The organism is Nitrospira sp. (genome assembly GCA_016788885.1).
Classification (GTDB): domain Bacteria; phylum Nitrospirota; class Nitrospiria; order Nitrospirales; family Nitrospiraceae; genus Nitrospira_A.
Genome location: JAEURX010000049.1, coordinates 1 through 15,632, shown reverse-complemented (window position 1 = coordinate 15,632; position 15,632 = coordinate 1). Strand labels below are relative to the sequence as shown.

At 60.7% G+C, this 15,632-nt stretch carries 13 protein-coding genes; all 13 read left to right on the top strand.

Features of this window, described 5'->3' with window-relative positions; genetic code table 11:
- Nucleotides 1-384 precede the first annotated feature (384 nt).
- The 13 genes from rsmH to JNL86_13215 all read left to right on the top strand — a co-directional run bounded on the left by rsmH (nt 385) and on the right by JNL86_13215 (nt 15,542).
- The gene (rsmH, locus tag JNL86_13275) at nt 385-1,308 is read left to right on the top strand and encodes a 16S rRNA (cytosine(1402)-N(4))-methyltransferase RsmH (GenBank protein MBL8043880.1); all 924 of its coding nucleotides are present in this window, start codon (nt 385-387) and stop codon (nt 1,306-1,308) included.
- The gene (locus JNL86_13270; protein MBL8043879.1) at nt 1,305-1,637 is read left to right on the top strand and encodes a cell division protein FtsL; all 333 of its coding nucleotides are present in this window, start codon (nt 1,305-1,307) and stop codon (nt 1,635-1,637) included. The genes rsmH and JNL86_13270 overlap by 4 nt, the downstream gene beginning before the upstream one ends.
- On the top strand, nt 1,637-3,355 hold the full coding sequence (locus JNL86_13265; protein MBL8043878.1) for a penicillin-binding protein 2: 1,719 nt from the start codon (nt 1,637-1,639) through the stop codon (nt 3,353-3,355). Before JNL86_13270 ends, JNL86_13265 begins: the two co-directional genes overlap by 1 nt.
- 2 nt (nt 3,356-3,357) lie before the next feature.
- On the top strand, nt 3,358-4,860 hold the full coding sequence (locus JNL86_13260; protein MBL8043877.1) for a UDP-N-acetylmuramoyl-L-alanyl-D-glutamate--2,6-diaminopimelate ligase: 1,503 nt from the start codon (nt 3,358-3,360) through the stop codon (nt 4,858-4,860).
- An 18-nt stretch (nt 4,861-4,878) separates the two neighbouring features.
- On the top strand, nt 4,879-6,342 hold the full coding sequence (locus JNL86_13255; GenBank protein ID MBL8043876.1) for a UDP-N-acetylmuramoyl-tripeptide--D-alanyl-D-alanine ligase: 1,464 nt from the start codon (nt 4,879-4,881) through the stop codon (nt 6,340-6,342).
- 63 nt (nt 6,343-6,405) lie between these two features.
- Complete coding sequence (locus JNL86_13250; protein ID MBL8043875.1) at nt 6,406-7,482, top strand: phospho-N-acetylmuramoyl-pentapeptide-transferase; 1,077 nt, start codon at nt 6,406-6,408, stop codon at nt 7,480-7,482.
- Between the two features lie 10 nt (nt 7,483-7,492).
- Nucleotides 7,493-8,881, top strand: coding sequence for a UDP-N-acetylmuramoyl-L-alanine--D-glutamate ligase (gene murD / locus JNL86_13245; GenBank protein ID MBL8043874.1), 1,389 nt, complete (start codon nt 7,493-7,495; stop codon nt 8,879-8,881).
- Between the two features lie 34 nt (nt 8,882-8,915).
- Complete coding sequence (gene ftsW, locus JNL86_13240) at nt 8,916-10,124, top strand: putative lipid II flippase FtsW (protein ID MBL8043873.1); 1,209 nt, start codon at nt 8,916-8,918, stop codon at nt 10,122-10,124.
- Entirely contained in the window at nt 10,121-11,242 is a 1,122-nt protein-coding gene (murG, locus tag JNL86_13235) for an undecaprenyldiphospho-muramoylpentapeptide beta-N-acetylglucosaminyltransferase (protein MBL8043872.1), read from the top strand. Before ftsW ends, murG begins: the two co-directional genes overlap by 4 nt.
- Before the next feature lie 82 nt (nt 11,243-11,324).
- Nucleotides 11,325-12,710 (top strand): UDP-N-acetylmuramate--L-alanine ligase, encoded by a 1,386-nt coding sequence (locus tag JNL86_13230; protein MBL8043871.1) that lies wholly within the window; start codon nt 11,325-11,327, stop codon nt 12,708-12,710.
- Between the two features lie 46 nt (nt 12,711-12,756).
- Nucleotides 12,757-13,662 (top strand): UDP-N-acetylmuramate dehydrogenase, encoded by a 906-nt coding sequence (gene murB / locus JNL86_13225; protein ID MBL8043870.1) that lies wholly within the window; start codon nt 12,757-12,759, stop codon nt 13,660-13,662.
- A gap of 24 nt (nt 13,663-13,686) precedes the next feature.
- On the top strand, nt 13,687-14,670 hold the full coding sequence (locus tag JNL86_13220; GenBank protein MBL8043869.1) for a D-alanine--D-alanine ligase: 984 nt from the start codon (nt 13,687-13,689) through the stop codon (nt 14,668-14,670).
- Nucleotides 14,670-15,542, top strand: coding sequence for an FtsQ-type POTRA domain-containing protein (locus JNL86_13215; GenBank protein ID MBL8043868.1), 873 nt, complete (start codon nt 14,670-14,672; stop codon nt 15,540-15,542). The genes JNL86_13220 and JNL86_13215 overlap by 1 nt, the downstream gene beginning before the upstream one ends.
- The last annotated feature ends 90 nt before the right edge of the window (nt 15,543-15,632 follow it).

Genomic DNA, 15,632 nt, shown 5'->3' with positions numbered 1-15,632 from the left:
CCATCGGCCGGCGGGCTCGCCACGTCACTCGGCGGTTTCACGACGAAGCATCGTGAATAGTGCGGGCTCGCCCTGCTAGTTGAGTCTCGGTCCTCCTCCGCCTCCGATTAGACCTGCCACAATGCTGGTATTCGTATCTCCCTGATTTTGGGAGATGCATCTACTTTGTGCGGAGTTTCTCCCGTGGAAATCCACAGCATGGTGGGGGTGTTTCCCACAGGTTTGTCCACAAATGTGGATAACTTTCCCGTCCGATTGTCACTCCAAGTGTTCGCGTCTAAAGCGAACAATATTCTTGATAAATTAAGGCAATATCTGTTGACAGCTATTTGGTTGGGTGTATACTCCAGCCAATGAGTGGGGAAAAGTGGGTGGAAGTGGATAATGAATTCTGCTCGCGAATCCCATGAGCCGGTTTTAGTCGACGAGATCTTGTTCTGGTTGCAGTGCAAACCAGGTGGAGTGTACGTGGACTGCACTCTTGGATATGCAGGGCTCGCTACTCGAATCCTTGAACGCACTGCTCCAACTGGCATTCTCGTGGGGATTGATCGCGATGCGACGGCGCTCTCGGAGTCGCGTTCGCGTTTGCAGGATGTGTTATCGCGCGTCCGGCTTCGGCACGCGAACTTCTCGGAACTCAAAACGGTGGTGGCCGACAACGGCCTGTCGCAGGTGGACGGCGTGATTTTCGATCTGGGTGTGTCTTCGCCGCAGCTCGATCGTCCGGAGCGGGGGTTCAGCTTCAGAGAGGACGGCCCGTTGGATATGCGCATGGATCAGCGGGAAGGGCGCACCGCGGCGGATCTTGTGCGCGATTTGCCTGAGACTGAGTTGGCCGACGTAATCTACCAACTCGGTGAGGAGCGGTACTCGCGAAGAATCGCTCGTGCGATCGTGCAGGCCAGGATGCAGGGTGAGATTCGCACTACCGGGGAATTAGCCGCAGTCGTGGAGCGAGCGGTGCCCGCCTCATATCGGCATGGACGAATTCACTGCGCGACCAGGACGTTCCAGGCGTTACGCATTGCTGTGAACCGTGAGTTGGATGTGCTTGAGCCGGCGCTTCGTGATGCCGTGGATATTCTGGTCCCGGGCGGCCGGGTCTGCGCCATCTCGTTCCATTCGCTTGAGGACCGGATTGTGAAACATACGTTTCGCGCGATGGCGAATGGGCCTGACGCGTCAGTGACAGTGTTGACGAAAAAACCGGTCATCGCTTCGGATGACGAACGTAACCATAACCCTCGATCGCGCAGTGCGAAGCTGCGTGTCGTGGAGCGGATTGCCAAGGAGTCTATGTCATGAAAGCCGTCGCATTTGCCGCGGTCACGTCGCTGGTCCTGCTTTTTGTCTGGGAGCGGGTGGACATCGTGCGCATCGGCTATCACATTGAGCGGCTGAAGGCGCAGAAGGTGCTGCTTGAGCGTGAGCGTGATGAACTGCAGGTCAAGCTTTCGGGGCTGACTGCGCCGGAGCGGATCGCGCGGCTCGCGAGCGACAAGCTGGGAATGATGCAGCCGGAAAAGGGCCAGGTCGTCGTCATCAATATCGAGCCGGAAGCGCCGGCGAATCCCATCGCGGCGGAGGGTGAGGTGCGGATCGCCAGAAATATGGTTCCTCGGAGAGTGCGGTAGTGGCTGCGACGTCCTTTCGTGGTCGCCGTATCGTGGTGGCCTGTGGGCTCGTGCTCGCGTTTGTGTTCGTCATCGTCCGTCTTGTCAATCTTCAGGTGATGCAGGCCGCCGAATTGACGGTCAAGGCCGATCGGCAGCACCAAAAGAATGTGACGCTGGAGGGGGCACGCGGGACGATCTACGACCGTAACAGCAAGGTCCTGGCGATGAATATGGATGTGCCGTCGGTGTTCGGAGTGCCTGCTTCGCTCGGCAACCCCGTTGCGGCGGCGCGCAATCTCTCGCCGATTTTGCATGTGAAAGCGACGGAACTCGAAAAGAAATTGAAGCAGGAACGGCACTTCGTTTGGCTGGCGAGAAAGCTTGAGCCGGAGCAGGGGCGTCGGCTTGAGCGGTTGGGGCTTGAGGGAGTCGGCGTGGTGATGGAGGGGCGCCGCTTCTATCCGAAGGGGCCGTTGCTCTCGCACGTGTTGGGATTTGCGGGGATGGACGATCGCGGCTTGGAGGGGGTGGAACTGCGTTATGAGCAGTATCTGCATGGCGAGAAGCGGGCGGTGGTCCTGCAGCGAGATGCTCTGGGACGGGCGGTGTTTCCCAAGGGGCTCAACGAGGAAGGCGCGGCGGCGGGGCATAGCCTGACACTGACGGTCGACGAAGTCATTCAGTATATCGCGGAGAAGGAGCTGGACGAAGCGGTGAGCCGGGCCAACGCCAAATCCGGCACGTTGATCGCGATGGATCCGAAAACCGGAGCGGTGCTGGCGATGGCGGTGAGTCCACGGTTCGATCCGAACACGGTCGGTGCCTTGGTTCCCGACCGATGGCGGAATCGTGCGTTGACCGATACCTATGAGCCTGGATCTACCATGAAGAGCGTGATCGCCGCAGCGGCACTCGAAGAAAAGGTCATGACGCCCGGGAGCATGATTTACGGCGAAAACGGACAATTTGCGATCGCCAACACAGTGATTCACGACCATGAGCGAGCGGGCTGGATGACCTTTGCGCAGATGATTCAAAAGTCGAGCAATATCGGGGCGGCCAAGGTCGGCATGGCCTTGGGCGAGTGGCGCGTCTATGACTATTTGAAGGACTTCGGCTTCGGGGATAAGACCGGCATTGATTTGCCTGGCGAGACGGCTGGTCTCCTTCGGGGGCCTCGCCAGTGGGGAAAGCGCTCATTGGCCTCGATTTCGATGGGGCAGGAAATCGGCGTGACCCCGTTGCAGATGGTGACGGCGGTCTCGGCTATCGCCAACGGCGGCGTGCTCATGAAGCCGTATGTGGTGTCTGAGATCCGGAACGCCAAAGGCCAATTGGTGGCGCAGACGATGCCGCAGGCGAAACGGCGAGTCGTCTCCGCCGACACGGCCAGGACCTTGACCACGTTGCTCGAAGGTGTTGTGACCGGGGGGACCGGAGGCAAGGCGGCGATTCCCGGCTTTCGCGTGGCAGGGAAGACCGGAACCGCTCAAAAGGTTGATCCCCGCACTGGAAAATACTCTTCCACGTTACTGGTCGGGTCGTTTCTCGGGTACGTTCCGGCAGAGGATCCCCGCTTGGCGATGATTGTGGTGATCGATGAGCCTCGCGGTGAAGGCTGGGGCGGCGTCGTCGCGGCACCCGTGTTTCGTCGAGTCGGCGAGCAGGTCTTGAACTATCTGGGCGTTGCGGTGGATGAACCGATCAAGCTGGCGATGGCGGCGTTGGAGTCCTGAAGATGACGTTGGACGACCTGATCAGCCCCATTCAAGGGCGGCTTGGAGTGTTGGAGCGCAGCGGCAATCAGCAGGTCGCGATTACCGGTTTGACCGATGACTCGCGCCAGGTTGCGGTCGGGTCCCTCTTCGTCGCGGTGCAGGGCGAACGTGTGGACGGGCATGACTTCGTGGATCGTGTGCTCACGGCCGGGGCGGCAGCCCTCGTTGTGGGGCGCGCTGTGGCGGCAGGATCGACCCCGACGATTCGCGTGCAGGACTCGCGGGCCGCGTTGGGCGTGATCGGCAGCCGGTTTTATGGGGACCCCTCGTCCGCCCTGCGCATGATCGGGGTAACCGGGACAAACGGCAAGACTACGACCACCTATGTCGTCAAAACCATGCTGGAGGCCGCGAAACGGCAGGTCGGCTTGATCGGAACGGTGGCGTATCTCGTGGGGAAGGAGTCGTTCCCTGCGTCCCATACCACCCCCGGCGCGTTGGACTTACAGAAATTATTTGCACGAATGGTCGAGAAGCGGTTGGATACGGTCGTCATGGAAGTGTCATCCCACGCCTTGGCGTTGGACCGAACCGCCGGATCGGAGTTCGACGTCGCGGTGTTTACGAATCTGACGCAGGACCACCTTGACTTCCACGTCGATATGGAACGGTACTTTCAAGCCAAACTCAAGCTGTTCGTCGAGCTGGGGCGGTCGGGTGCGCGCAAGGAGCGCAAACGCGCCATTATCAATGGCGACGACCCCTGGAGCCGGCGGATGCGCGAGGCCTGCACCGTTCCTGTCTGGACGTATGGCTTGGGAGAGCAGGCGGACCTTCGTGCCGAGGATGTGCGGTTGTCCGCCGCAGGGACCGATTTTACGCTGCGCAGCCCGGCGGGGACCTGCACGATTCAGAGTCGGTTGGTCGGCGAACACAATGTGTACAATCTGCTTGCGGCGATCGGTGTGGCCCTGCATGAGGGGCTGACGCTTGATCAGGTTCGCGTTGCGGTGGGGGCGGTGTCGAATGTGCCGGGACGGTTCGAGCGGGTCGAGGCAGGGCAGGATTTCACGGTCGTGGTGGACTACGCGCATACGGAAGATGCGCTTGTGCGGTTGTTAACTGCGGCCACCGCGCTTCGCACCGGGCGAATCATCACGGTGTTCGGTTGCGGCGGCGACCGGGATCGCACCAAGCGCCCGAAGATGGGGCGGGCGGCTGTGCAGTATAGTGATGTGGTGATCCTGACGTCTGATAATCCGCGGACTGAGGATCCGGCCGCCATCCTTCGTGAGGTCGAAGCCGGGGTGAAGGACGCGCTCGCGAATCGCGGCCACGTGCGGTATCAGATGCTCGCCGACCGACGCGCGGCGATCCAAGCCGCCATTCGTGAGGCGAAGGCCGGGGACATGGTGCTGATCGCCGGGAAAGGGCACGAAGATTATCAAATCGTTGGGACGACGAAGCATCATTTCGATGATCGGGAAGTCGCGCGTGAGATGATCGGCACGCTCCGATCCTGAACCTCAGCGGGGGAGCACATGCGGGAACCGAGCAGTCGCGGCATTATGGCGTTGTTTACGGTCGAAGAAATCTGCGAAGTGCTGAGTGCCAAGTCGCCGGCAGGGTTGAGCCTGCAGGATCTCAAGCAGCGCATTCGGCGTGTGGTGACTGATTCCCGCCTGGTGCGGAAAGGCGATCTCTTCATCGCGTTTCAGGGTGAACGCGTCGATGCGCATGCGTTCGTGCCCAAAGTGTTCGCGCAAGGAGCGACCTGCGCGATCGTGCAGGAAGGGTATCAGTTGCCGCCGATGCGGAAGGGGGGCAACACGCCGATGTTGATCGGGGTACGAGACACGCTCGAAGCCTTCCAGCGGCTGGCCACGCACTATCGCAACCGCTTTCCGATTCCGGTGATCGCCATCACCGGGAGCAACGGCAAGACGACCACCAAAGAGATGGTGGCCCATGTGGTCGCGCAGCGATGGAAGACGCTCAAAACAGAAGGTAATCTGAACAATCGAATCGGCGTGCCGCAGACCCTGTTTCAACTGGCCCCGCGCCATCAGGCCGCGGTGATCGAAATGGGGGTCGATCAACAGGGGCAAACGACCAGATTATGTGAAATCGCCAGACCGACCATCGGGGTGATCACCAACATCGGGCCGGACCATTTGGAGTTTTTCGGCAGTATGGAGGGGTCGGCGCAAGCCAAGGCTGAGTTGCTGGATCATCTTCCGCAGGACGGGGCGGTAATCTTGAACGCCGATGACGACTATTTCGACTACCTTGCATCCAGGGCTCAATGTCGGGTGGTGGCGTTCGGCGCATCGCCCAAGGCAGGCGTTCGGGCCGCCAATGTTCGGACGGATGAGAAAGGCGGGACGGTGTTCGGACTCATCCTGCCTGGGAAGACTCGACAGACGGAAGTCCGGATCCGCACGCAGGGTCAGCACAATATCAGTAATGCTCTGGCCGCGGCTGCCGTGGGGCATGCGTTGGGTTTGTCCGGTACAGCCATTGCCGAAGGGTTGGCGAAGTTCCGTCCAGCGGCCATGCGGTCACAAATCAGCGTCTCCCACGGGGTGCGGATCATCAACGATTGTTACAACGCCAATCCCGCCTCGATGAAGGCGGCCATTCAGCTTCTCGCCGAGCTCGGGCGGGGCAAACGATCGATCGCCGCGTTGGGAGACATGCTGGAGCTGGGCGTCGATACCAAGCGGATGCATCGCGAGGTGGGAGCGTTTCTGGCCGGGCAAGAGATCGGACATCTGCTGGCTTGTGGTGGGTTGGGGCGGGAGCTTGCCGAAGGTGCCCGTCAAGCCGGTATGCCGGCCGATCGTATCACTGAGCATGCGGATGCGCAGGCGGCGGCGACGGCTGTGGCACGGATGGTGCGTCAAGGCGATGTCGTGTTGGTCAAGGCATCGCGTGGGATGCGAATGGAACAAGTCGTGGACGCACTGACCGGCCTACGGCGGGTCGCGCGAAAAGCGTGTTGATGGTGGGCGTAGACATAGGATTTCGGGGGCCTGCTGATCGAAGGCAGGCAAAGATGCCGTAGGATGTTATACAACTGGCTGTATCCTCTACACACACAGTTCTCGTTTCTGAACGTCTTTCGATACCAGAGTTTTCGAATCATCTATGCCGCGGTCACGGCGTTTCTGATTGCGTTTGTGATGGCCCCCTGGGTGATCCGGAAGCTGCAGGAAATCAAGCTCGGCCAGCAAATTCGCGACGATGGGCCGAAGCGGCACTTGGCCAAGAGCGGAACGCCGACGATGGGTGGCATTCTCATCATTTTCGCCGTCGTGTTGTCGACGCTGTTGTGGGCCGACATGACCAACCGGTACGTGTGGCTGGTCGTGGTGGCGACGGTGGGATTCGGTGCGGTGGGATTTGCCGACGACTACTTGAAGTTCATCAAGCGTCAATCCAAGGGGCTGTCGGCGGCGCAGAAATTTACCGGTCAGTTTCTGGTGGCCTTGGCGATCGGTGTGTTTCTCTACACCTTGCCGAGTTATACGACGAAACTCAGCGTGCCGTTCTTCAAATATTTCACGCCGGATTTGGGCTGGTTCTACATCGTCTTCGTCATTCTTGTCATCGTCGGCAGCTCGAACGCCGTCAATTTGACGGACGGACTCGATGGCCTGGCGATCGGTCCGGTCATGATCGCCTCGCTGGCCTACACGATTGTCGCCTATGTCACGGGGAACCGCGTCATGGCTGAATACTTGCTCATTCCCTACATCGAAGGCGCAGGAGAAATCGCGATTTTTACCGGAGCCATTCTGGGATCAAGTTTGGGATTTCTCTGGTTCAATACCTATCCGGCTTCCGTCTTCATGGGGGATGTCGGCTCGCTGCCATTGGGCGCCGCGCTCGGTACCGTGGCGGCGATCAGTAAGCACGAACTCCTGTTGCTGCTGGTCGGGGGTGTGTTCGTCATTGAGGCGCTCTCGGTCATCCTGCAGGTCGGGTCGTACAAACTGCGCGGGAAGCGCATCTTTAACATGGCGCCCATTCACCATCACTTCGAGATGAAGGGGTGGGATGAGCCGAAAGTCGTGGTGCGACTGTGGATCATTGCCATTTTGTTGGCCTTGCTCAGTTTGAGCACGCTCAAACTGCGGTAGACGGGGATTCATGAACGTCAAGGATCTTCAGGTCACGGTCGTCGGTCTTGCCAGAAGCGGAGTCGGGGCTGCGCGGCTTTTGAATCACCTCGGCGCGCGGGTCACCGTGGCCGACCGGAAAGAACCGCAGGAGCTTACGGCCATCCTCTCCCAATTGGACCGGTCAAGCATTGCGGTCAAGGTGGGGGCTCAGTATGAATCTGCCCTTGAGGGCGCAGACCTTGTGGTGATCAGTCCAGGAGTGCCCACTCAGCTGGAGGCGCTCAATCGCGTGCGCGCTCGTGGAGTCCGGGTCATCGGGGAACTGGAGTTGGCCTCGCGTTTTATGACCGCGCCGATTGTGGCCGTGACCGGCACCAACGGCAAAAGCACGACCGTGACGCTCATCGGGAAGTTTCTTCAGGAAAGCGGCACGCGCGCCTTTGTCGGCGGCAATCTCGGCATCGCAGCCAGTGAAGCGGCCTTGGCCTGCGTGCAGGCGAAAGCGGGTAGTCCCGCGCCCTACGAGTATGCGGTGTTCGAGGTGTCCAGCTTTCAGCTCGAGACTATTGAGCACTTTCATCCTTGGATCGCGTCGATCTTGAACGTCACCTTGGACCATATGGATCGCTATGCCTCGGTGGACGACTATGTGGCCGCCAAGGCGCGCATCTTTGCCAATCAAACCGCCGGCGACTATTCGTTGTTCAACTTGGACGACGGGCGTGTGGCAGCGCTTCGTGGGCGCACCAAAGGCACGGTCCTTGGATTCAGCCGAGGCGGGGCCGCGGTGTCCGGTGTGGCAGGGGCTACGGTCTTGGACGGCGATCTGATCGTCACCACCGTGCGCGGCACACGCGAGGAAGTCTGCCGTCGCAGCGATATGCGGTTGATCGGGCTGCACAACGTAGAGAACGTCATGGCGGCGGTCACCTATGGCCTGCTTTGCGGATGCTCTCTTGAGGCGATCCGGGCGGTGCTGCGTTCGTTCCCCGGATTGGAGCATGCCCTGGAAGTGGTACGCGAGCGTCGCGGGGTACGGTTCGTCAATGATTCGAAGGGTACGAACGTCGATGCGGTCCTGAAGGCCTTGGAGGGGATCGAACAACCCATCTGGTTGATCGCGGGCGGTCGCGATAAGGGTGGAGACTTTTCTCGGCTGGAGGGGGCTATCCGGGAGCGGGTCAAGGGACTCATTTTGATCGGGGAAGCAGCGGGCCGCATTCAAGCGGCGATGGGGGATTTCGACCGGTGTCGTCCTGCAGCGACTCTCCGCGAAGCCGTGGAGCTTGCTGCTCGCGAGGCGCAGCCCGGCGAGGTGGTCTTGCTCTCGCCGGCCTGCGCCAGTTTCGACATGTTCGCGGACTATCAAGATCGAGGTCGTCAATTCAAGGCGTTGGTGCAGGCGCTTCCGGCATAAGCCTGAAGCGACAGGGAGGAACGGCAGCTGAACGATGGGACAGCATGCGCTCGGGACACTGACGTTGCCCTGGTCGACTTCGAGCCAGCGGGCATCCAAGCGCGTGCCGGTGGATCCGGCGCTCCTGGCGGTGACGCTGGTGCTCGCCCTGATCGGGGTGGTGATGGTGTTCAGCGCCAGCGCGGTGGTAGCGGGCAACCGCTTTCACGACCCCTGGTATTTCCTCAAGCGTCAGGTAGCCTGGTTGGTTGCCGGCCTGCTGGTCATGCACGTGATCTCGCGGATCGATTACACGATCTGGAAGAAGTTGGCGATTCCGCTGCTCTGCGGGGGCACCCTCTTGTTGATCTTGGTGCTGATTCCGTCGCTCGGCAATGTAGCGAAGGGCGCACGGCGCTGGCTGCACCTGGGGCCGATCAATATCCAGCCGGCCGAGTTGGCAAAGTTCGTCGCCGTCATCTATGTGGCGGCCTATCTGACCAAGAAGCAGGATCAGATTACCCAGTTTGCGCGCGGCTTGTTGCCACCGCTGATCGTCATTGGCATGCTGAGCGGCTTGGTGCTGCTGGAGCCGGACCTGGGCACCGTCGTGGTGATGGGCCTCGTGGTGGTGACGTTGCTCTTTCTGGCGGGGGCACGCTTCAAGCATTTGGGCATGCTGGCGTTGTGTGCCGTGCCGGCGGTCGCAGCATTGATTTTAGGGTCCAGCTACCGGCGACAACGTGTGATGGAATTTCTCAGTTCGGCGAAAGATCCGACCGGGTCCGGTTATCAGATCAATCAATCCTTTCTGGCCTTCGGCAGCGGTGGTCCATTCGGTGTGGGGCTGGGCGAAGGCAAACAGAAGTTATTCTTCCTGCCGGAAGCGCATACCGACTTTGTGCTGGCTCTGGTCGGAGAAGAATTGGGCTTGATGGGCACGGTGACCATCATGCTGCTGTTCGGCCTGTTTGTCATCAAGGGTTTTCAGATTGCGAGCCGGGCTCGCAATCCGTTCGGCCGCCATTTGGCGATGGGCATCACCATGTTGATCGGCATGCAGGCATTGGTCAATGCCGGCGTCGTCACCGGGTTATTGCCCACGAAGGGGCTGACCCTGCCGTTCGTCAGTTATGGTGGCTCGTCTTTGGTGGCCAATTTGTTTGGGGTGGGACTTCTCCTGAGTATTTCGCGGGACCGACAGGGTGGGCAGGACGGCGGACCGCCGCGTGGGACACGGAAACGCGGGGTGATGACGGAATGACCATTGTGATTGCAGCCGGCGGAACGGGAGGCCATCTGTATCCGGCCATTGCCGTGGCGCGGGAGTTTGTCCGACGGGATCCTTCGACGCGTATTCTGTTCGTCGGGACGACCCGAGGGATCGAGCGCAAAGTGTTGGCCCACGAAGGATTTCCGTTGCAGTGCATCACCGCCAATCCGTTGATGGGAAAAAGCCCGGTCGAGATGGTGAAAGCTTTGCTCACGCTGCCGGTTAGTTTGTGGCAATCGCTGCGGATCCTTAAGCAGCAGGGCGCGGATCTCGTGTTCGGGGTGGGAGGGTACACCAGCCCGGCGATGTTGGTGGCGGCATGTCTCCGCCGCATCCCCGGGGTGATTCTGGAACCAAATGCCTATCCGGGCATGGCGAATAAAGCTGTGGCGCCGCTGGTGCAACGGGTGTTTGTCGCATTCGAATCGACCCTGCAATGGTTCGATCGTCACAAGACCCGTGTGGTCGGCAATCCGGTGCGGCGCGCGTTTTTGGAATCTCTCGCTCCGTCATCCGAGCCCGCCGCTGTGGAAGGATCGCGGCATCTCTTGATCTTCGGGGGGAGTCAGGGCGCCAAGGCCATCAACTCAGCAGTCATCGAGGCGTTGCCTCGACTCAGCGCCCTGAAGGATGGCCTGAGAATCACCCATCAAACAGGAGAGGCCGATCACGCCAGAGTGCTCGCGGCCTATGAGCAGGCCGGCATGTCTGCGCAGGTCGTGCCGTTTCTATATGACATGCCAACGGTGCTTCGGGATGCGGATCTGGTCGTGGCCAGGTCCGGAGCGATGACGATCGCCGAACTCACCGTCTGCGGCAAGCCGGCTATTCTGATTCCTCTTCCGACCGCGATCTACAATCACCAACTGCGGAATGCGGAAGTGATGGCGAAAGCCGGAGGGGCTGTCCTGTTGCCGCAAGCCGAGTTGACCGGCGCGGGGCTGGCGCAATCGATCAGTGGGATCTTCACCGAGCCCGGGCGGTTGCAGAGCATGAGCCGACACAGTTGGGAGATGCGACGGAGCGATGCGGCGGAAACCATCGTGCGGGAATGCTACGACGTCATGAGGAGGCGCCATGAGGCCAGCGCAAGCGCGCGCGCCCTATGAACAGCGGGAGCGGCAGAAGCACCAGGAGAGCGGGAGCGGCACGCACAGACCATTTCGTGGACAGGAGCTAAGGCGGACAGCGATGTTCAGAAAGACACAACATATTCATCTGGTGGGAATCGGCGGATCCGGAATGAGCGGCATCGCCGAGGTGCTGTTGACGCTGGGCTACAAGGTCAGCGGGTCGGATTTGAGCCAGTCGGAAACGACGCGACGGTTGGAAGAATTGGGCGGACGGATCGCCGTCGGCCACCATGAAGCGAACATCGGCGAAGCGCAGGTGGTGGTCATTTCCTCCGCGGTGGCAGCGACCAACCCCGAAGTCGTCGCCGCCAAGGCGCGGCAGATCCCGGTCATCCCGCGCGCGGAGATGCTCGCGGAGTTGATGCGCCTGAAGTTCGGCGTGGCCATTGCCGGCGCGCACGGCAAGACGACGACGACCTCGATGGTGGCGAATGTGTTGGCACAGGGCGGGCTGGACCCCACGATGGTGATCGGAGGGAAGGTGAATGCCCTTGGCAGTCATGCCCGATTGGGGCGAGGCGACCTCCTCATCGCTGAAGCGGACGAAAGCGACGGCTCGTTCCTGCGTTTGGCGCCGACGATCGCGGCCGTGACCAATATCGATCGCGAGCATTTGGATCATTACGGCAGCATGGAGCGGCTCAACGACAGTTTTCTCGAGTTTGTGAATAAGGTGCCGTTTTATGGACTAGCCGTGCTCTGTTCGGACGATGAGCGGCTGCGCAACTTGCTGCCGCGGGTGGTCAAACGATACCAGACCTACGGGTTGAACGAATTTCCCGACCACGTGCCGGATTTTCGCGCCACCGATATTACGTTGCGGCAGTGGGGCTCGGAGTTTCGCGTGTTCTTCCGCGGCCGCAATCTCGGTCCGTTCCGGTTGAGCATTCCCGGTATTCACAACGTGTCGAATTCTCTGATCGCTATCGCCATCGGGATGGAGTTGGATATTCCGGTCGATCTCATCCGGAAAGGGCTTGCGGCATTCAGCGGCGTGGAGCGGCGCTTTCACTTGCGCGGAGAAAAGTCCGGCATCATGGTCGTGGACGATTATGGTCATCATCCGACCGAGGTGCGGGCGACGATTGCTGCCGCGAAGCAGGGGTGGGACCGTCGGGTGGTCGTGTTGTTCCAACCCCATCGGTACAGCCGGTCACGCGACTTGGTCCAGGAATTCTCCCATGCGTTCGATCAGGCCGACGCGCTCTTCATGACGGAGATTTATGCCGCGGGTGAACAGCCGATTCCCGGCGTGTCCGGTGCGAAATTGGTGGATGCCGTGCGGGCGGCCGGCCATCCCTCGGCCACGTTTATTGAGCGCAAGGAAGAGATTGCCGATCGGGTACTGCCGACATTGAAATCCGGTGATCTTGTGATCACGCTCGGAGCAGGGGACATCTGGAAAGCGGGGCTGGCGATCCTCGACCGGTTGCCTGCGCAATGATGTCGTGAAGTCTGGAACTAAGACAGGTGTGGTGCGTAGGGAGCGAGTGAAAAGAACGAAGCAAGACTGGGCGCGCCTGTTTGAGGGAGTCCGTGGGACGATCACATATGAGGCCTCGTTGCAAGACTTCACCTCGTTCCGTATCGGTGGGCCGGCGGAAGTCTTGGTGGAACCGGTCGATGTGGACGACTTGTGTCGGGTGGTGGAGAACGCTCGCGCCGAACGCATCTCGATTTTCGTGTTGGGCGGCACGAATGTGCTCGTTCGTGACGGAGGAATCCGGGGAATCGTGGTCAGCCTTCGGCACCTCAAGACCATCCGTCAGGATCCAGGCCATGTGCTCTATGTGGACGGGGGCGTGGGCATGCCGACGTTGATCGGGTATGCGATCCGCCGTGGTTTGAGCGGATTGGAGTGGGGTGCCGGAATTCCTGGCACGGTAGCCGGGTGTGTGGTGATGAACGCGGGGACGCGACTGGGAGAAATGAAAGACGCGCTCAAAGCCGTGCGCATGGTGGACGTGAAGGGTCGGGTCGTAGACATTCCTGCCGGCGAGATCCCCTTCAGCTATCGGCGGGCCCATCTGCCACGCGGCATTGTCGCTGGGGTTTGGTTGCAGATGAAGCCGGGCGATCATGCGCGCATTGAAAAGACGGTGAAGGACTATCTCCAGTATCGCAAGGACACCCAGCCGTTGACCTTGCCGAGCGCCGGCTGTGTGTTCAAGAACCCTCCACAGGATTCGGCCGGCCGCCTGGTGGATGCGGCGGGCCTCAAGGGCGCGCGTGTCGGGGATGCGCAGGTGTCTGAAAAACACGCGAACTTCATGGTGAATGTCGGCCATGCGCGTGCGGCAGATGTGCTGGCTCTGATCAGGAAAGTTCGAGCCGGAGTCAAAAAAGCCTCGGGCGTCACTCTGGAATTGGAATTGAAGGTGGTCGGTCAGGCCTGACGCAGATCGATGAAGGGAGTGGATGTGACGGAACGGAAGCCGCTGACTCGTTCGAAAATCGGTGTGTTGATGGGAGGCCAGTCCTCGGAGCGCGAGGTGTCCCTTAAGACCGGCGAAGCCGTGTACCGGTCTCTTGTCCGCAGCGGCTACGATGCCGTGGCCATCGATGTGGGTCCGGGGTTATCCCAAACGTTGCAAGAACAAGCGATAGAGGTGGCCTTCCTGGCATTACATGGACCGGGCGGGGAAGACGGCGCCATCCAGGGATTTCTGGAGACCCTCGGCATTCCCTATACGGGGTCCGGCGTGCGTGCCAGCGCGATCGGCATGCACAAGGTCGTGACCAAGACGGAATTGGCCGCCCAGGGCATCCCGGTGCCGCGTGGGACGGTGGTGTTGCGAGGCACGATGCCTACGCTGGGACGCGTCCTCACGGGCTGTAAGCTGAAGTTGCCGGTGGTCGTGAAGCCGGCGAGTCAGGGATCGACGATCGGGGTGACCATCGTCCGGAAGCCGGCGCAGTGGAAAGAGGCCTTGCGAGTCGCCCATCGATATGACGCGGAAGCCATGGTGGAGGCCTATATCCCCGGACACGAAGTCACCGTCTCCCTGTTGGGTGACGCGGATGGAGTGGTGAGCGGCCTTCCTGCAGTGGAGATTGTGGCACCGGATGGATTCTACGACTTCTCGGCGAAGTATGAAAAAGGCCGGACGCAGTATGTGTGTCCCGCGCCGCTTACCGCTGCGGTGACCAAACAGATCAGGCAGCTGGCGATACGAACCTATCACGCATTGGGGTGCAGCGGCGCCGCGCGAGTGGATTTTCGCATTACGCCCAAGGGGAAACCCTATGTATTGGAAATCAACACGGTACCGGGGATGACGGAGACGAGTTTGCTGCCGATGGCGGCAGGCAAGGCTGGGCTGTCCTACGATGTCTTGACGGAACGAATCCTTCAATCCGCGCTCCGGCGAGCCGGCGCGGGAACGTTTCGAGCCGTGAGGTAATGATGCCGCTGGGGTGGCGCAAGGCGCGACCGAGCAAAGTCACTCCTCGGGCCAATGCCCGTTCGGAGTCCGGATCAGATCGCCGTCGGGGTGTCGCGGCAGGCGGATATTGGTCACGACTGGGCCGAGGCCTGCTCATCTCCTTGCGGGTGGTCGCCACGGTGACGGTGTTGGTCGGTGGTTGTTCCGGGTTATTTGTCCTGGCGCGTGAGCTGGGGCCGCTTACGAGGGAATGGTTTCTGGTGCGATCCGTGTCCGTCAACGGCCTGCATCATGTCACCAGAAAAGAGGTGATCGGCCGGCTGGCGTTGAAACCCGATACCGCGCTCTATTCCATCAACCCGACGTGGTTGGCGGACCGGGTCAAGACCCATCCTTGGATCAAGGACGCGACCGTGGTGTTGAAGCCGTTGCACGAGATTCATATCGACATCGTGGAGCGCGAGCCGGCGGTCGTCGTCCGGACGGTGGCGGAGAATCTGCTGACTGATGCCGAGGGTGTGCTGCTGGCGCATCTCGGGTCCAGCGACGACCCGACGCTGCCGATGCTCTCGGGTGTCGATGGACGTCGACTGGCGCAGGGGAAAGTCGAAGATCGTCGCCCGGTGCAGGTTGGCGCCGCCCTGGCGCGTATGGTCGGGCAGACCACCGGTGGGCGGCCGGATATCAATGTGGGGAATTTGAACAACCTGGTGGTCGAGGTCCAGGGTGTGACCTTCCAGTTCAGTGAGTCGTCGATGAATCAGCAATGGTCTCGGTTTCTCAAAATGCGGCCCGCACTGCGTGATGTGGCCTTTGACGGCGAGGGCGCCAGAGCGAACGAAATCGATCTTCGCTTTGCCGACCGCGTCATTGTTCGGGGAAGGGGGTGAGCCGAGTGTCTAAGCGGGATCATATCCTGGTCGGGCTCGATATCGGAACGACCAAGATTTGCGCAATTGTCGCCGAAGTGCCGGAGGAGG